The 17,672-nt window shown below is 70.6% G+C and carries 16 protein-coding genes; 10 read left to right on the top strand and 6 right to left on the bottom strand.

The window, feature by feature from the left end:
* Positions 1-46: 46 nt before the first annotated feature.
* Complete coding sequence (locus ACQP2E_RS13025; RefSeq protein WP_433831262.1) at positions 47-1,228, top strand: branched-chain amino acid ABC transporter substrate-binding protein; 1,182 nt, start codon at positions 47-49, stop codon at positions 1,226-1,228.
* A gap of 15 nt (positions 1,229-1,243) precedes the next feature.
* Here the strand turns inward: ACQP2E_RS13025 and ACQP2E_RS13020 are convergent, their stop codons facing one another.
* The 5 genes from ACQP2E_RS13020 to ACQP2E_RS13000 form a co-directional block, all read right to left on the bottom strand.
* Positions 1,244-1,876, bottom strand: coding sequence for a hypothetical protein (locus ACQP2E_RS13020; RefSeq protein WP_433831260.1), 633 nt, complete (start codon positions 1,874-1,876; stop codon positions 1,244-1,246).
* A gap of 63 nt (positions 1,877-1,939) precedes the next feature.
* Positions 1,940-2,548 carry a hypothetical protein gene (locus ACQP2E_RS13015; protein WP_433831258.1) on the bottom strand — a complete coding sequence of 203 codons (609 nt, stop codon included), beginning with the start codon at positions 2,546-2,548 and terminating at the stop codon, positions 1,940-1,942.
* Between the two features lie 30 nt (positions 2,549-2,578).
* Positions 2,579-3,430 carry a pyridoxal kinase PdxY gene (gene pdxY / locus ACQP2E_RS13010; protein ID WP_111650568.1) on the bottom strand — a complete coding sequence of 284 codons (852 nt, stop codon included), beginning with the start codon at positions 3,428-3,430 and terminating at the stop codon, positions 2,579-2,581.
* A gap of 36 nt (positions 3,431-3,466) precedes the next feature.
* Entirely contained in the window at positions 3,467-6,940 is a 3,474-nt protein-coding gene (locus tag ACQP2E_RS13005) for a TIR domain-containing protein (protein WP_433831255.1), read from the bottom strand.
* 88 nt (positions 6,941-7,028) lie between these two features.
* Positions 7,029-8,525 carry a diguanylate cyclase gene (locus tag ACQP2E_RS13000; protein WP_433831253.1) on the bottom strand — a complete coding sequence of 499 codons (1,497 nt, stop codon included), beginning with the start codon at positions 8,523-8,525 and terminating at the stop codon, positions 7,029-7,031.
* Positions 8,526-8,607: 82 nt separating this feature from the next.
* Here ACQP2E_RS13000 and ACQP2E_RS12995 point away from each other — a divergent pair, with 82 nt between their 5' ends.
* Positions 8,608-9,603, top strand: coding sequence for an MsnO8 family LLM class oxidoreductase (locus tag ACQP2E_RS12995; RefSeq protein ID WP_433831251.1), 996 nt, complete (start codon positions 8,608-8,610; stop codon positions 9,601-9,603).
* On the opposite strand, the gene ACQP2E_RS12990 is transcribed toward ACQP2E_RS12995, so the two are convergent.
* Positions 9,600-10,610 carry an LLM class flavin-dependent oxidoreductase gene (locus ACQP2E_RS12990; protein WP_433831249.1) on the bottom strand — a complete coding sequence of 337 codons (1,011 nt, stop codon included), beginning with the start codon at positions 10,608-10,610 and terminating at the stop codon, positions 9,600-9,602. The genes ACQP2E_RS12995 and ACQP2E_RS12990 overlap by 4 nt on opposite strands.
* A 115-nt stretch (positions 10,611-10,725) precedes the next feature.
* On the opposite strand from ACQP2E_RS12990, the gene ACQP2E_RS12985 reads away from it, so the two are divergent.
* The 8 genes from ACQP2E_RS12985 (at position 10,726) to ACQP2E_RS12950 (ending at position 17,510) form a co-directional block, all read left to right on the top strand.
* Positions 10,726-11,292, top strand: a complete 567-nt coding sequence (locus ACQP2E_RS12985) for a hypothetical protein (RefSeq protein ID WP_433831247.1) — start codon at positions 10,726-10,728, stop codon at positions 11,290-11,292.
* A 45-nt stretch (positions 11,293-11,337) separates the two neighbouring features.
* A complete protein-coding gene (locus ACQP2E_RS12980; protein WP_433831245.1) occupies positions 11,338-12,123 on the top strand; it encodes an AfsR/SARP family transcriptional regulator in 786 nt (261 codons plus the stop codon).
* Positions 12,124-12,219: 96 nt separating this feature from the next.
* Positions 12,220-12,645, top strand: coding sequence for a hypothetical protein (locus tag ACQP2E_RS12975; protein ID WP_433831243.1), 426 nt, complete (start codon positions 12,220-12,222; stop codon positions 12,643-12,645).
* Positions 12,646-12,745: 100 nt separating this feature from the next.
* On the top strand, positions 12,746-13,657 hold the full coding sequence (locus ACQP2E_RS12970; RefSeq protein ID WP_433831241.1) for a hypothetical protein: 912 nt from the start codon (positions 12,746-12,748) through the stop codon (positions 13,655-13,657).
* On the top strand, positions 13,647-14,831 hold the full coding sequence (locus ACQP2E_RS12965; RefSeq protein WP_433831239.1) for a peptidoglycan-binding protein: 1,185 nt from the start codon (positions 13,647-13,649) through the stop codon (positions 14,829-14,831). Before ACQP2E_RS12970 ends, ACQP2E_RS12965 begins: the two co-directional genes overlap by 11 nt.
* Positions 14,828-15,499 carry an ABC transporter ATP-binding protein gene (locus tag ACQP2E_RS12960; RefSeq protein WP_433831237.1) on the top strand — a complete coding sequence of 224 codons (672 nt, stop codon included), beginning with the start codon at positions 14,828-14,830 and terminating at the stop codon, positions 15,497-15,499. Before ACQP2E_RS12965 ends, ACQP2E_RS12960 begins: the two co-directional genes overlap by 4 nt.
* Positions 15,496-16,728: an ABC transporter permease gene (locus tag ACQP2E_RS12955; protein ID WP_433831235.1), complete on the top strand. Its 1,233-nt coding sequence runs from the start codon at positions 15,496-15,498 to the stop codon at positions 16,726-16,728. Before ACQP2E_RS12960 ends, ACQP2E_RS12955 begins: the two co-directional genes overlap by 4 nt.
* A gap of 95 nt (positions 16,729-16,823) precedes the next feature.
* Positions 16,824-17,510: a ThuA domain-containing protein gene (locus tag ACQP2E_RS12950; RefSeq protein ID WP_433831233.1), complete on the top strand. Its 687-nt coding sequence runs from the start codon at positions 16,824-16,826 to the stop codon at positions 17,508-17,510.
* Positions 17,511-17,672: the final 162 nt, after the last annotated feature.

Raw genomic sequence — 17,672 nt, 5'->3', positions numbered from 1 at the left:
CACAAACGCCGAACAGAAGTCCGAGTCTCGCGAACGGAGTCCCTCGGTGCAGAGCCGGATCGTGCTGGGTCTGATGACCGCCGCGCTCGTCTCGGCCGTGCTGACCGCCTGCGGATCGTCGAACCAGGATGCCTCGGACCGCGCCGGGAAAGCCGCGTCGACGGCATCGGCCACGACGATCCGGCTGGGCAGCGTGCTGCCCCTGACCGGCCGCAGCAATCACTCCGGCGAGTCGATGCGTAACGGCGCCCAGCTGGCGGTGGACGAGCTGAACGCGGCCGGCGGGGTGCTCGGCAAGCAGATCGAGCTGGTGATCGCCGACGACGCCTGCGACCCGGGCACCGCGGTGACCGCCGCCCAGGACATCGTCAAGGACGGCATCGCGGTGTCGGTCGGCGGGTACTGCAGCAGCGCCGTCGTACCCACCCTGCGGATCTTCCGGGACGCCGGCATCCCGATGGTCATCGCCCAGGCCAACTCGACGGACCTCACCGAACCCGGGTACGACAGCGTCTTTCTCATCTGCGGGACCGTGGGCGCCGAGGCCGTGTTCGCCGTCGACCGCATTCACCGTCTCGGCGGCACCCGGCTGGCCGTGGTGCACGACGGCACCAGTTTCTCGCTGACCCTGGCCGACTCCTCGGTCGCCGAGGCAAAGCGCACCACGGCGCTGACCATCACCGACGAGATCAAGCTCAGCCAGGGCGCACCCGACTACCAGCGCATCGCGCAGACCGTGATCAGCGGCAAGGCCGACACGGTCTACTTCACCGGCTACTACGCCGAAGCGAACCAGCTGATCAAGGATCTGCGCACCCAGGGTTTCCGCGGCCGGATCGTGGTCGGCGACGGCGCCACCGACGGCCCGCTGCTCACCGACCTGACCACGGCACAGAGCACCGGCGTTTACGGCACCGCCCTGCTGTTCCCCGAGCTCATGCCCACCCTGAAGGAGTGGTCGGCCCGGTACAAGGCGGCCTTCGGTACGAGTCCGGGGCCGTCAACGGTCGAGGCGTACGACGCCGTGCAGGTGGCCGTCGACGCGATCCGGCGTGCCGGGAGCAGCGAGCCCGAGGCGATCCGGCAGGCGCTGACCACCACCGACACCACTGTCATCTCCGGAAAGGTCAGCTTCCGCGCGGACGGCACCCGTACCGTCCCGACGTTCCTGCTGCTGCGCGCCGAGGATCAGGCCTTCGTCCTCGACCCTCTGACCGACGCGAACTGACCCGGCTCGGCCCGGTCAGCTCACCCGCTCGATCACGGCGCGCCGGATCAGGAACTTGCCGGGCTCGCGGACCTCTTCGAAAGCCGCGTTGTTGAGCAGGACGCAGCTGCCCGACGTGGACGCCACGGTCACCGTGATGCTCTTGCTGTTGTCCAGGTTGGTCACCCGCAGCCGGGTGCCGATCGGGAAGGTGCCGCTGGACGCCGCCGGGGCGCCGGCCTCACCCGACAGGGTGACCGTCGAGCCGGCACAGACGACATCGCCGCCTCCGGCCGCTTCCTCTTCCGCAGGCGTTTCGGGCTCTTCTGCCACGACAGGCGGAGCCGCCGTCGTGGGCTGGGCCACCGGCACCTCGGCAGCTCCGCCGCACCCGCCCTGCGCCTTCTGCACGTTGATCAGATCGATCACCGCCTGCCGGTTCGCCAGGATCGCCTCGGTCTGCGCGTTCGGATTCGCCCGCTGCTCCGCCATGAAGTCCTGGGTCACCTGGATCTGCTCGTCCAGCCCGTCGCAGAAAGTGGACGCGCTGCTCAACCCGGTGCCCACCGCCAGGCCACCACCGACCACCACGGCCGCCACGAGCCCGATCACGATCTTGCGATTACGTCCACTGAAGCCGCTGCCCGGCCGCCTGTAGGTGCGTCTCATGACCGCATCTACGAGCGTGAGTTCACCAGCGGACGGGCGACAAACCTTAAACAACCTTAAAGATCAACCCCGGCGAGGGTACGGCATGACGTGCCCGTTGGCCGGCGCCTCGTCGGCAGAACGCTCCCGGGCGATCCGCGCGAGCCGGGCCGCCGTGCCCGGGTTGATCCGGCTGCCACCGGCCACCAGGAGTTTGTCCAGCTCACGATCGGTGGCGACCAGGCAGGTGGTGGGCAGCCCGTGAGTGCTCATCGCACCGACACCGGCGAAAGCGAGCACCGGGGTGACCGGCACCTCGACACCCGCCGCCACGGCGAACGCGGCGGCGGCCCGGCTGGCGGCACGACGGGCCTCGGCCACGTACGGAAGTCGTTTGCCGTTGATCTGCACCACGTCACCGACGATCAGCACCCGGGAGAGGCCCTGGTCGGCGATGGTGACCGCGTAGACCCCGCCCGGCCCGATCGCCAGGAACCCGGCGCGGGCGCGAACCGGGTCGTTCTCGTCGTGCCGGCGCGACAACCCGGTCTGCGACCAGTCGACGATGTGCCAGTCGTCGCCGAGCCGGCCCAGCCGCCCGAACGCCCGCGCCCCGGCGACCTCGAGCCGCCGGTCGACGTGATCGGCCCGGCGTCGCCGAGCCCACTCCGCAGGTGACAATCTCGTAGACATCGGACCACGGTAACTCCCCGCCCGGCAGGATCAGCGGACCTGCTTCGCGCTGAACTGCATGCGCGGCGTGGCGTAGAACTCCTGGGCCTGAACCAGCCGTAGCTCACGCTCGCCGGAGCGGTACGTGGTCTCGATCAGGTCGAAGACGCTTGACGCGGTGCGCTCCAGAGCCACCGCCGCGCTCTTGGTCTGTACGTAATGGGCGGTGAACAGCGCCGCCGTGACGTCGCCGGACCCGTTCGCCTTGAACGGCAGGTGCGGGGTGGTCACGATCCAGGCGCCGGCCGGGTCGACGACGAGCATCTCGATCGTGCCCTCTTCCCGGTCGGGGCGTTCCACGCTGGTGACCAGCACGGTCGAGGGGCCCATGGCACGGGCCAGGTCGGCCGAGGCGAGGGTGGACTCGATGCTCGCCGGCTCGGTGCCGGTCAGGAACCCCAGCTCGAACTGGTTCGGGGTGATGATGTCGGCCACCGGCACGACCCGGTCGCGCAGCAGCACCGGGATCTCCGGCGCGACGAAGCATCCGGACTTGGCGTTGCCCATGACCGGGTCGCACGCGTACACCGCCGAGGGGTTCGCGGCCTTCACCCGGCGTACCGCGTCGATGATGACGTCGGCGATGCCCGCGCCGCCCTGATATCCGGACAGCACGGCGTCGATCTGCGGGAAGACCCCGCGCTCCTGCACCCCGAGGAGAATCTCGGCCACGTCCGGCGGCGGGATGAGCGGCCCCCGCCAGGCGCCGTACCCGGTGTGGTTGGAGAAGTTGACCGTGGGGATCGGCACGACCTCGACACCGATGCGCTGCAGGGGGAACACGGCCGCGGAGTTGCCGACATGGCCGTGCGCGACCACCGACTGGATGGACAAGACCTTCATGCACCCCAGCCTAGAGACCCGCGCCCGGCACCGCGGTCAACAGGTGGCCTGGTACGGGAGTTCCGGGATGTAACCGGCCCACTCCTGCTCGTCGAGCCCGCGGCCGGTGAGCGCGCAGGCCTCTGCGGCGGGGTCGGCGGAAAGGTCCTCCGGCACCGAGTAGTCCCACAGCGTGACGCTGCGGCTTCCGGCCGCCGCGAGGGTGTGCCCGTCCGGGCTGAACATCAGATCGCGGGATCGGAGCTGGTTGTGCACCAGGGTGGAGAACCGTACCGGCGTGCTCCGGTCGGTGATCTCCCACAGGTGCGCCTCGCTGATCCCGCCGGTGGCCAGCACCGTCCCGTCCGGGCTGAAGCCGAGCCACATCACCACGCTCTCGGCGTCCTTCATGGTGGCGAGCCGGTGCGGCCGGACCGGGTCGGTGGTGTCCCAGATGCTCGCCGTTCCGCCCCAGCCGACGCCGACGGCGAGGGTGTTCCCGTCCGGGCTGAGCGCCACCGCCAGGGTGGATTCGCCCAGGGACAGCTCGGTGTGGCGGGTCGGGGCGGACCTGTCGGTCAGGTCCCACAGCGACACGTTCTGTCCGGCGGCGACGGCCAGGGTGCGCCCGTCGCCGCTGAACGAGAGCCCGTTCAGGAACCCGCGGTTGGTGAGCTCGGTGATCAGGGCCGGGTGTGCCCGGTCGGCCATGTCGTAGAGCGAAGCCCGCCCGTCGGTCCGGCCCACGGCGAGAATGCGCCCGTCCGGGCTGAACGCGAGCACTGTCACGTCACCGGCGTCGGTGATCCTGGTCAGCACGGCGGGTTCGGCCGGGCGGGTCATGTCCACCAGCGTCACCACCTCGTCCATGCCGCCGACGGCCAGGGTGCGCCCGTCCCGGCTCTGATCGATCAACTGGATCCGTCCGCTGTTCAGCTGCACGGCCGCGCCCTGGACCGGGTGGGCCGGATCGGTCAGGTCCCAGGACACCGCCGTTCCCGGGGCGTCGGCGGCGATCACCGATCGACCGTCGGCGCCGAACGCCACCCCCACCACGTCCGCGGGGTCCGGCCGGACGAGCGCGGCGATCGTCTCCCGGCCGAAGGCGCCCCGGGTGTTCCACAGCGTCGCGGTCCGGCGTTCACCGGAGGAGATCAGCATCTTCCCGTCGTTGCTGAGCGCCACCGACTGGATGGGGCCGTCGCGGCCGGTCAGGGTGGCGACCCGGCCGATCAACGAGGTCTGCCCCGCGATCGAGCCGAGCGAGAGGTTGCGCAGCCGCGTCGTGCCGCTCGAATCGCTGAGCGCCAGCATGAGCCCGTCCGCGCTGAACGCCAGCCGGGTCAGCGCCGCGTCCCCGGTCGCGGCCTCCAGGGAGGAACCGCGCTTCGGCAGGGCCGGGTTCCGCATGTCCCACGGCACTACGTATCCGTCGATCTCCTCGATGACCACGACCGGCAGCTTCGGGCTGAACAGGACGGTCCCGCCGGCAAGGGCCTTGCTGATGGTGGTGAGCTGGACCGGAACCGCTCGATCGGCCAGGTTCCACACGGTGGCCGTCGTGCCGCTGGTCACCGCGATCTTCCCGTCCGGCCCGAACGTCAGCGACTGCGCGCCCGGCAGCGTGCTGAGCGCGACCGGCGCCCGGCCGCGCACCACGTCCCACAGCGTGGTGGTCTTGTCCCGGTTGCTGGTGGCGACGGTACGCCCGTCCGGGCTGAACGCCACCGCCGCGATCCCGGCGGAGTCGGCGATCTCGGTCAGCCGGGCCGGTCGCGCCGAGTCGCTGACATCCCACAGCACCACGGGCGACAACCCTTCGAACACCGCGAGGGTACGCCCATCCGGGCTGGCCACCAGCGTCTTGCCGGCCGATCCGCCGGTCGGCACGGCGGCGAGCCGGACCGCCCGCGCCGGACGGGAGATGTCCCACAGCGTCACCGTCCCGTCCGGTCCGGCAGCGGCGAGCACCCCGTTCGCCACCACGTCGACCTCGATCACGTCGGCGAGAGCGCCGGCGTAGTGCGTCGACATGACGAGATGACTGAGCTGGTCGTCGGTCAGTGCGTCGGAGTGCAGGCGTTTCGCGGCCACGGCCAGCATGAGAGCCTTCTGCGGGTCGTACTCGATCATCGCGCGGGCCCGGCCGACCAGCCGCTGGTTGATCGCGATCCGCCGCTGCAATGCCGCCTCCGCACGCTGGCGGCGTGCCTCCTCGGCCGCTTCCCGGGCCAGTTGTTCCTGCTCCCGCGCGATCTTCTCCTGCCGCTGCCGCTCCTCGGTGGCCAGCCGGGCCTGCTCCTGGTACTGCTGCGCGAGCTGCTCCTGCTGCCGGGCCCGGGCTTCCGCCTGGTCGGCGAGCCCCTGCTGCCGCTTGGCGTCCTCGGCGGAGCGCTGGGCGTCCTCGGCAGATTTCTGGGCCTCCTCGGCGGACCGCTGGGCGTTCTCCTCCTGCTGCTGGGCGTTCTCCTTCTGGCGCTCGGCGTCCTCGGCGTACCGGCGGGCGTCCTCCTGCCTGCGGCGGGCGTTCTCCTTCTCCCGGCGGGCGTCCTCGGCGGACCGTCGAGCGTCCTCCTGCTGGCGGCGGGCGTCCTCGGCGGAGCGCTGGGCGTTCTCCTTCTCGCGCCTGGCGTACTGCTGCTGTTGTTCCGCGTTGCCCTTCTGCAGGGCCGCGTCCTGCGCGGCCTGGTCGGCCAGCGCGCGCTGCTCGCCGGCGAGCAGGCCCTGCCGTCGGGTCTCCTCGGCAGCGGTCTGTGCCCGCTCCTCCTGCAGCTGGGCGTTCTCCTGCTGCCGCAGCGACTCCTCGGTGGCCCGTTCGGCGCTGCCGCGCTGCTCGAAGGCGATCTGCTGCTGCCGTCGTGCCTCCACGGCCGACGCGTTGGCCCGGCCGGCGTTACGCATCGCCAGGACTCCGGTCAGCGAGGCCACCAGCGCGAGCACCAGGACCATCGCCGTGGCCGCCGACCACAGCCGGCGCGCCCGCCGGTGCTGGCGTACGTCCTCGCTCTCGAGCTCGTCCTTGCTGACGCCGTGCATCGGCGCCGCCAGCTGCGCGATCGAGTCCCGGAACCGGGCGTGCCGCAGGTTCAGGTGCAGGTCGTCGCGGGCCCAGCGCAGGTCCAGATAGAGCGGTTCCTCGACGAAGACGCCGCGCAACGCCTCCGGCACCGCCGTGGAGTCGCCGGTGAAGTCACCGGTCGCTGCGTCCCAGCGCCACTCGCCGTCGGTCAGCACCGGCAGGATCCGCCGCGGTGACTTCGTCGCCACCCAGTGCTCGATCTCCTTGTTCACCCACGGCGAGCGCGCCGCCTCCGGCGAGGCGAGCAGCACGAAGTACTGCGAGCCGTCCATCGCGGTCTGGATCGACGACCACAGGCCCGGTGTGACCGCCAGCCCGGTCTGATCCCGGAAGATCCACAACGCCCGGCGCCGGTGCCATGGCCGCGCGAGCCGGTGCAGGCCCCGCTGCACAGCGGGCGCGAGACGCCCATCAGCGGCATGGCTGTACGAGATGAACCCATCGAACGGCATGGTTCGGTCCCTGCGGTCGGCATTGATCGGCGGCGACCGATTCTCCACGCCGGAGCCCGTCAGGAGAAGAGCACCCCGGCGGTCCACTTCACCGAGCCGCGCGCGACCGCTGCTGTTCGGGGGCGCCGGCCTTACCGGCCCGCTTCGCGGCGTACATCAACGCGTCGGCGCGGGCCACCAGCGCGTCGCTGGACTCACCGGCTTCCGACACCGCGACCCCGATCGAGACACCCACCCGCAGGACATGGCCCGACCAGGCGATCGGCTCGCTGAGCCCGGCCACGATCCGGTCGCGGATCTCGGCCGCCCCGGCGTCGTCGGCGCCGGGACAGATCACCAGGAACTCGTCGCCGCCGACCCGGCCGACCACGTCCTCGCCCCGGACCGCACCGCGCAGACGAGCGGCCGCGGTACGCAGCACGCTGTCACCGGCCTCGTGCCCGAGGGTGTCGTTGATCGGCTTGAAGTCGTTGAGGTCGCAGAACAGCACCGCCACCCCGCCCGCGCCCTCCACGGCGGTCAGCAGTTCGAACAGGTGGCGGCGGTTCGGCAGCCCGGTCAGCTCGTCGTGCTGTGCCTGCTCGACCAGGAGCCGCTGCTGTGCGGCTCGGTCCCGCTCCGACTGGTTCAGGCGTACCAGCACCAGGACGGTCATGACGGCCTGGCCGGCGCAGAGCATCACCCCGTCCGGTGCCATCCCGAACAGCTGCGGAACGCCACCGACCACCGGGCCGAGAAGCAGGCCAACACCGAGGTACGGCAACCGGACGGTGCCCTGACCTGCGTTCTGCGGCACCCGGCCGAGCTCGTTGTTGCCCGGGTCGAGCGCGGCCCCGGCAAGACACAGCATCGCCGCCACGAAGAACAGCACCACCCAGGCCGGCTGCCCGCCGGTCACCGGGTCGGTGCGGGTGACGGCAACGGTCAGCCCGGTGAGCGAGAGTCCGAGGGCGGCGAACATGTAGAGCAGAGTGTTCCTGGCGGTCTCGGCGTGCGGGAAGAGCCGCACCAGACCACCCATGATCGCCGCGATGCAGTACACCGGGAGCAGGCAGAGGATCTGCCCGACAGCCGGTGTGTCCAGCCGGAGCAGGGCCGGGCGCAGCAGGAACTCCCACAGCGGCGTGGTCAGGCCCATGCCGATCAGCGCGGCCTCGACCACCCCACCGGCCGCACCCGCCGCGCGATGCCGCAACTCGGAAACACAGCCGCTGATCATGAAGATCCAGGCGATCACCTGGATCAGCCCGGTCCCTGCGGTGTCAGCGGTGCTCGCGCCGCCGAGCCCGACACGTACGAACCACAGGAGGTGGACGCTGCCGAGCAGAACGATGCCCGGGCCGATCAGCAGCCACACCGGCCGGTACGTCCCCCGGTACCAGCGCAGCACCGCCAGAACCGCGACGGCGGCGGCGATGTCGGACAGCAACGGCAGCGCCTGATGCACGGCCGCGTTCCCGGTCAGGTACCCGAGCCCGGCCACCACCATCGCGGCGAGGACGGCACGCAGCACGGCGGCGCTCGACAGCCGCACCGGCACGGCGCCGCCCCCGCCCACGTCCGTGCCTGCTTCCCGGGTGGGCATCTGCCCGATCCTTCCGGAGCGAGCGGCCGGCGGTGACCGATTCCCGGGAACAAGTCCCCGGCCCGGCGGCGCTGGACCTTTTGTGATCAACGCCGGGCTTCACCTCTCGCTGCTGGACCGCTCCCGCATTCGCGCCGGTGAGCCCGAGGCCGCCGCGCTGCGCAACAGCGTCGCGCGGGCCGTCCAGGCCGAGCGGCTGGGGTACGACCGGTTCTGGGTCGCCGAGCACCACGGGGTGCCCGGGATCGCCGGCGCCGCTCCGGCCGTGCTGCTGGCCGCCGTCGCCGGTGCGACGACGGGCATCCGGCTGGGTTCGGCCGGCGTGATGCTGCCGCACCACCAGCCGCTTGTTGTCGCCGAGCAGTTCGCCATGCTGTCCGCCTTCGCGCCGGGCCGGGTCGACCTGGGGCTGGGCCGCTCCCCCGGTTTCACCGCCCCGGTACGCCGGGCGCTGCGGCAGGGCGACAGTGACTTCGCCGCCGACCTCGCTGAGCTGCGCGGATACCTGACCGGGACGGGCGAGGTCACGGTGCATCCGCACCCGGACGGTGCGGTGCCGCTGCACGTGCTGGCCACCGGAAGCGGGCTACGGATCGCGGCCGAGTTCGGGCTGCCGGTTGTCGTCGGCGGCCCGATTCTCGGGGTGGGCGGCGACCCGGCGCCGGGGCTGGCGGCCCTGGAGGGTTACCGGCGTGGCTTCCGGCCGTCGGCGCAGCAACCCGAGCCCCGGGTGGCGATCAGCCTCGACGTGCTGATCGCCGACACCGCGGCCGAGGCCGCCGACCTGGCGTTGCCGGAGGCGTGGGCGATGGCCCAAGCGCGTACCCAAGGGGATTTTCCGCCTCTGGAGCCGGTGGCGGCGATCCGGGGAGCGACCCGGACCGCGCGCCAGCAGCAATACCTGGACCAGACCGCCGCCGCTGCGATCGCCGGAACGCCGGCTCAGGTGGAGGGCCGGCTCGCCGAGCTGCTCGACCGCACCGGTGCCGCCGAGCTGGTCGCCGCCGGCAGCACCTTCGACCGGGCCGCGCTGGCCGCCTCGGACGCGAGCCTGGCCGCTATGTTCGGCCGTTCCTAACCGAGCACCGCCGAGGCGGTCAGGGCCACCGATTGCAGGCGGTCGGCGATCCGGGTCGACTGGTGGGCGACGATCAGCTCGTCGGCCTGGGCGTCCTTGGCGAACCCGGTGAGGTACGCGCCGACCTCGTCCGGGGTGCCCACCGCCGTGTACGTCAGCATCGCGGCGAGCTGACGGCCGTTCGGTGTGGTGAGGAAGGCGTCGATCTCCTCGTCGGAGTACTCCCCCGCGCCGCCGGAGGACCGGGTGACCAGGCCCCGCACCAGCGTCCGGCGGGTGGTCTCGAACTGCTGCCGTGCGGCGTCCGACGACGCGGCGGCCACCACGTTCACACCGGCGATCACGTACGGCGACGCCAGCTGCTCCGACGGGGTGAACTCCTGGCGGTAGGCAGTGACCGCCTCGTGCAGCAGGCCGGGCGAGAAGTGCGAGGCGAACGCGTAGGGCAGTCCCGACGCGGCGGCGAGCCGGGCGCCGAACATCGACGAGCCCAGGATGTAGAGCGGCACGTTGGTTCCGGCGCCGGGTGTGGCCTGAACGCCTTCGATCCGGGACTCGCCGCTGAGGTATCCCTGCAGTTCGAGGATGTCCTGCGGGAACGACTCGGCCGACATCGGATCGCGGCGCATCGCCCGCATGGTGGCCTGGTCGCTGCCGGGCGCCCGGCCGAGGCCCAGGTCGATGCGGTCCGGGTACAGCGACGCGAGGGTGCCGAACTGCTCGGCGATCACCAGCGGCGAGTGGTTCGGCAGCATGATGCCACCGGCTCCGAGCCGGATCGTCGAGGTGTTCCCGGCGACATGCCCGATCAGCAGGCTCGTCGCACTGGAGGCGATCCGGGCCATGTTGTGGTGTTCGGCGTACCAAATCCGCTCGTAACCGTGACTCTCGGCAGCCTGAGCGAGTGCGACGGAGTTCGCGAAAGCCTGCGCGACGGTTTCGCCGGGCGCGATCGGCGCAAGGTCGAGGATCGAAAGCCGCAGGCCGTCCGTGGAGGTACGTGTCATGAGCGGAGCAACACCCGGCCGGCCATGATCGTTCCCTGCGGCGCGCGGAGAAGCAGAAAGGCACGCCGCCTGCCTTCCAGCCGTTGGAGATTTTCCGGGCAGATGCGCATCCGACGTGCCACTCCCCTCCATCGAGGTGACGCCACCAGCAGTGGTCCGCAAAGCGGTTACCGCCGCGGCGAAGAAACCCACGGTGACGGCGATCTCGACGGAGGCACACAAGGCCGTCTCGGTCGCGAAACCTGCGCTGCGCAAAGCAGAAGCGGTGAAGAAGCCGGCTCAGCTGCGTCGCGCGCTGGACCTCCCCGTTCACGGCGTGGTCGGTGTCCAGGCCGCACCGAGCGACCTGATCCGCGGCATCCGGCAACTGGCCCAGGGCGAACGCGTCATCGACGCCGACCTGGTCGTCGCCATGGTCGCCCCCGGCACCCTGACGGGCGCGCTCACCGATTCTTCCGGAGACGCCGTCGGTACGGTCGACCAGCCCGGGAACATGCCCGCCGCCGTGGCCCAGGCGACGTGCCGGATTCTCGACCTGACCCTCGGCCCGCTGCACCTGGACGTTCTCGGCCAGGTTGTGGACCTGAGGTGCCCCACGGCAGCAAGCCGTGGGGCACCTCAGCTGACGGGTCACCGCGATGCCTGTCCACTGTGTATTCTCCGTTTCCGGGGGGCGCCTTAACAGGCTGGAGTTTGCACTGTGAGCGAAGATCAAGAATGGCCTGAGGTGCGGATTCTCGGACCGGTCGAGATCATGGGATCCAGCGGGGCGAAGATCGACCTCCAACCGCAGTGCCGCAAGGTGCTCGCGCTGCTGGTCGCGGCGGCCGGGCGGCCGGTGTCAACCGGACAGCTGATCCGGCCGATCTGGGGTTCCGGCCACCCACCCCACGCCCCGCAGATGGTGCGATCACACATCCGGGTGCTGCGCGGCGCCCTGCGGCACGGGACCGCACGAGCCCTGACGACCAGCACGGCTGGTTACCAGATTGCGCCCGGCAGCTGCGTCGTCGACGCGTACCGGTTCCGCGAGTTGCTGCACGAGGCGCGTACCCGATGGCCTTTGGATCCGGTGGGCGCGGCCGGGACCGCTCGCGCGGCGCTCGACCTGTGGCGCGGCGCCGAAGCGATGCCGGACGTGGTGGACGTGCAGTCGCTCCGCGCCGAAGCGGCCTATCTCGAGGAGTTGCGCTTCCAGGCCGAGGAGATGCTGGTGCTGTCCAGCCTGCGGTCCGGGCAGACCGATCTCGCCCTGCCCAGGATCCGGAAGCTGGCCGAGTTGCACCCGAGGCGCGAGCGGTTCTGGCTACAGCTCATGGTCGCCGAGGCACTCAGCGGCAGACTGGTGGAGGCGACCTCCATAACGTTCCGGCAGGCCCGTCACCACCTGGTGAAGGAGACCGGCCTGCACGCACCCGGCCTCGAACGGCTCCAGCGGGAACTGCTCCGGGGCGTGCAATCGCCGGAGCAACTCCTGGACTTGATCACTCAAAGCAATCGCAGTGTCGCTTGAGGTTACTTACGTCCAACTGACCTCGCAGCCTATGGGGCGACCCGAGGCTCATGGGTAGCCGGAGCGAACGCGCTCCGCACGGGGAAGGGAAACCACTTGTCTCGGACCACTTCGAGGACACGCTGGCTCGGTACGCTCGCCGTCACCGGTTTCGCGGCCACCGCCGTCCTGTTCGGAACCGCCGCGCCGGCATCGGCGGCGAACACCAACTTCGACGGCGACTGCGAAGTTTCTGAATCCTGCATCTGGCAGGGCGACATCTACGAGGTCGCCGCCTGGGACTACGAGAGCACCGACTCCAACCTGAGCAACAACTACTACAAGAAGACCGGCGCCAAGGTCGACAACAACAGCGGTGGAGTCATGAACTTCGGCTCCTCGTGCACCGCGGCATGGGGCAACAACAGCGGCGCCCTTTCCAACAGCACCAGAGTTGTCAAGATCGTTGTCGGCGGGCCGGCGAAGACTCTGCTGCGCACCGTGTACGAGGACGTCATCTCCTCGCACCACTGGCAGTGCTGACAGCCAAGCCCGAGCGATGAAGGCGCCGGCGGGGGTGGCGTACGCGCCGCCGCCGGCGTCCACAGGCAGAGAACAAGAAAGAACGAGTGGGAGCGTACCGATGAAACGTGTTCTCGCCGCGGTCGTGCTGGCGGCCGGCGCGCTGTCCACCGCCGGATGCGCTGGTGATCAGGATTCCGGAGGCGAAACGCCGGCGTCCGTCGCCTCGCTTGCGCCACCGCCGGTGACCGCCACGCCCTCGGTGTCGAACCTCAACGACACCCGGCTGCCACTCGACCGCTACACCACCACGGTGGACCAGTTCATCGATCTCGACTACGCCTCGAAGATGGTGGCCGCGGACTGCATGAAGCGGTTCGGCATCACCTACAAGTTCGGGCGCCAGAACCTGGACGCTCTCCGGGACCGGACGAACCGGCTCGGTCTCATGGATGAGGCGGAGGCGAAACAGAACGGGTACCACGGTGATCCGGAGGACGTCGCCCAGTACACACAGACGGACAGCGCTCACACCAACCTCACCGACGAACAGGCCCTCGTCCTGCTGGGCACTCGTCCAGGTCTCCAAGCGCCGGAGGGCGTGCCGGAGGGCGGCTGCATCGGCGAGGGGCACAGCAAGGTCCAATGGAATCTCGAGGAGGACTCCTGGCTCGAGGACCAGACGAACGAGGCGTCCGCCCGCACCTTCGCCGACGAGCGGGCGCTCAAAGTGATCGCCGGCTGGAGCGCGTGCATGAAGAAATCCGGCTACCGGTACGACACGCCGGACGACGCGAACAACGACCAGCGCTGGTGGAAGGACGACAGCGTCGTCGCCTCAGGGCCGGAGATCAAGACCGCGGTCGCCGACGTGCGCTGCAAGAAGAAGGTCAACTACCTCGATCAGATGACCTCGATCCTGACCGCGTACCAGCAGCAGATCGTGGAGAACAACGCGGAGCGGCTCGAGACTGCGCACCGGAACACGCAGAACGCCCTGAAGAACGCGGCGGCGGTGCTGAGTGGACGGTAATCCGGCCCCCGCCGACCCGTTGCGCGGCCGGCGCAGGTTCCTGATCGGCCTGGTCACCGGGGCGGTGGTGATGGCGATCGCCGGACTCGGCGCCTCCACCCTGATCAAGTCGCCGCAGCAGGCGGCGGCCGAGGCCGCTCCGCCAGCGCCGAGCCTGATCACCGCGACCGTGGAACGGCGGGTGCTGGAGCAGGCGGTGGTGCTAAGGGGGACCGTCGAGCCCGATCGTGCCCTCGACGTCAAGGCCGTGCTCGGCGAGGGCCGGGCCGTCATCTCGCAGCGCACGGTCAAGGCGGGCGACCTGGTCGAGGCGGGCACGGTTCTCGCGGAGATCTCCGGCCGGCCGGTCATCGCGCTCGGCGGCCTCGTGCCGCCGTACCGCGATATCCATACCGGGATGAAGGGCTCGGACGTCGAGCAGTTGCAGTCGGCGCTGGGCGACCTGGGTTACCGGATCAGCGACCAGGACGGGGTCTTCGGCGCCTCCACCGAACGTGCGATCCGCAAGATGTACCAGGCCCGTGACTACGATCCGCCGGTCGAGGAGAGCGATCCCGTGGCTGTTCCCACGGTGTCTCCGAGCGCCTCCCCCGCGGCGGCCCCACGCCCCGATGCGTACCTGCCGATGAGCGAGGTCTACTACGTCAAGTCCCTGCCCGCTCGGGTGGCCGCGGTCAAGGCCGGCCTGGGCGCTGAGGTCCGCGAAGCGATCCTCACTCTCTCGGTGGGAAAGATGGTGGTCCGGGGCATCCTCGCGCCCGCCGACCGGGAACTGGTGGAGACCGGCATGCCGGTGCGGATCCTCAACGAGACCACTGGTGACGAGGCCGCCGGGAAACTGGCGTCGATCGGCGCGCTGAAACAGGGCGCCGGGTCGGAGACCGGGCACCCGATCACGGTGAGCAGCACGAAGTCGCTCCCCGCGGACTTCACCGGTGAAGACGTACGCCTCACCGTCACCGCCGCGACCACCGAGGAGGCCGTCCTGGTCGTACCGGTCTCGGCGATCTTCTCGGCCGCGGACGGCTCGACCCGGGTTCTCCGGGCGCCGGGCGGTGACCAGCGGCAGTCCGTCCCCGTCCGGACCGGCGCGTCCGCCGGCGGATTCGTCGAGGTCAGCGGTGACGGGCTGGCCGAAGGTGACCGGATCGCCGTCGGGGAGCGCTCCGGATGACGGCTCCACCGGTCGTCGAGTTCGCCGGCGTGACCCGCTCCTATCCGGGGCCACCCCCGGTGCGGGCTTTGCACGAGGCCGATCTGATGGTCGGCCCCGGGGAGTACGTCTCCGTGACCGGCCCGTCCGGCTCCGGAAAGTCCACCTTCCTCAACCTGGTGGGACTGCTCGACCGCCCGGACGGCGGTGTGTACCGCCTCGATGGCATCGACACGGCCGCCCTCGCCGACGCCGACCGGACAGCGCTGCGCGGACGGCGCATCGGTTTCGTGTTCCAGTCGTTCCACCTGCTGCGGCACCGGTCGGTACTGGAGAACGTCAAGCTGGCCCTGATCTACACCTCGGTGAATCGCCGCGCCCGGACCGCCCTCGCGCTCGAGACCCTCGACCGGGTCGGGCTCACCCACCGGGTGTACGCCCGAGCAGGGCACCTCTCCGGTGGCGAGGCGCAGCGGGTAGCTATCGCCCGGGCACTGGTGAACCGGCCGTCGCTGCTGCTCTGTGACGAGCCGACCGGCAACCTGGACAGCGCGAACGCGGCAGCCGTGCTCGCCCTCATCGGCGACCTGAACGCTTCGGGCTTGACGGTTCTCATGGTCACGCACGACCAGCAGGTGGCCGGCCGGGCCCACCGCTCGGTTCTGATCCAGGACGGGTTCCTCAGATGAGGCGGCTTCCTCTGGTCAGGCGGGCGGCGCGGATGGTTCCGGCGACCCGGCTGGGTTTGCGGGACGTGATCGACGAGGCCGTCGCCGGCATGCTGGCGCGGCCCGGACGGGCCGCGCTGACCGTGCTGGGCACCCTGCTCGGTGTCGCGGCGTTCGTCACCGTCCTGGGCCTGACCACCACCGTCGAGGGACAGATCAGCAACCGCTTCACCGCGCTGGTGGCCACCGAGGTGCTCGTTCAGGACACCAGCGACCAGCCCGACGCCGGCACGGCGTTCCCGGACGACGCGGAACAGCGCCTGACCGCGCTGAACGGGGTGCGCAGCGCCGGCCTCTTCTGGGAGGTCACCGACCCCGGCCCGCTCGCCGCCCGCCGGCCGACCGTCCAGGAGCCCGGCGAGAACCTGAAGGTGCTCGCCGCCTCACCCGGTTACCTGCGCGCGATCCACGCACGCCTCACCTCAGGCCGGATCTTCGACAGGTGGCACGACGCCGAGCACCAACGCGTTGTGGTGCTCGGTTCCGGCGCGGCCGGCCGGCTGGGTATCACCTGGATCGACGAACAACCGGCGGTCTTCATCGGCGGCACCCCGTTCGCCGTCATCGGCATCATCGACGACGTCGACCGGGAGGCCGGCACCCTGCTCAGCGCTGTGGTCCCGGCCGGGACGGCGGAAGCCGCCTGGGGCGCCGGCACCGGGACACGGGCGCTCATCGACACCGAGATCGGCGCCGCCCAGCAGGTCGGCGACGAGGCGCCGCTGGCTCTGCGGCCCGAGGATCCGCACCGATTCAGGACAGTCACACCGCCCGACCCACGCGAGCTGCGCGAGGGCGTGACCACCGACCTCGGCACGCTCTTTCTTGCCCTCGCAGCCGTCTGCCTGCTCATCGGCGCGGTCGGCATCGCCAACACGACGCTGGTGGCGGTCCTGGAACGCGTCGGCGAGATCGGCCTGCGTCGCGCCCTCGGTGCCCGCCGCCGGCACGTGGCAGCCCACTTCCTCGCCGAGTCCGGCACCCTCGGCCTGATCGGCGGGCTGATCGGCACCAGCGTGGGAGTGGCTGCCGTGGTGGCCGTCGCCTACCTCAGGGAGTGGACCCCGATCCTCCAGCCCGCGACGGTTCTCCCGGCCCCGCTGGTCGGTGCGCTCACCGGCCTTGTGGCCGGCCTCTACCCCGCCTGGCGAGCTACGAGGATCGAACCTGCCGATGCCTTGAGACGCTGACAGCCGAACCGGCCGCGTGTTCACCAGCCGATCCCGTGCCGTGCACCGGCTACCGCTCGCCCTCCGGATGAGATCCTGGAAACCGTGAGAACCCGATGAACGCACTGATCGTCCGCGGCGGCTGGGCCGGGCATGAACCGGTGGCCTGCACCGAAACCTTCCGGGCGTTCCTCGAACGCAACGGCTTCACCCTGTACGTCGTGGACGACCTCGACGTCTACACGAACCGCGACGCCCTCGCCTCGGTCGACCTGATCGTGCAGTGCTGGACCGACGGGCGCCTGACCGCCGACCAGGAGAACGGACTCGTCGGACGGGTCCGTGACGGCGCGGGCTTCGCCGGCTGGCACGGCGGCGTCCTCGCGACCGGGTACGAAGCCGCCCAGTACCAGCACATGGTCGGCGGTCGCTTCATCAACCATCCGGGCGGCTTCGTCGACTACACCGTCGACATCGCCGGCGAGCACCCGATCACCGCCGGACTGGACTCGTACGCCGTGCACACCGAGCAGTACTACTGCCACGTCGATCCGGCCCTGGAGGTGCTGGCGACAACGACATTCACCGGAGACCACGGCGCACCGGAGACCGCCGGTGTGGTCATGCCGGTCGCCTGGACCCGCCGCTTCGGCCAGGGACGAGTCTTCGTCTCCGCGCTCGGGCACTCCCCCGCCGACCTGGAGGTGCCACAGACACGCACCATGACCGAACGCGGCTTGCTCTGGGCCGCCGGGCGGGCGACAGGATCGCTCCCGCTGGGCACGTTTTCAGGAAGTATGTAGCTTACGCCGGTATCTTCGGTCCCCTCGGAGCTGATCCTGCCGCTGGCCGGCTTCCGGGCTCGCGACGGCGATCTCAACATCGTCGCTGTCTGGACCACCGCCACCCTTGGCGCCCTGGCGGGCGCACTCGTCCTCTACTACGTCGGAGCCCTGCTTGGGTAC

It is taken from the genome of Actinoplanes sp. CA-015351, assembly GCF_050955685.1.
Classification (GTDB): Bacteria; Actinomycetota; Actinomycetes; order Mycobacteriales; family Micromonosporaceae; genus Actinoplanes.
Note: the sequence above shows the minus strand (reverse complement) of the source record. Positions and strands in the feature narration are given on the sequence as shown.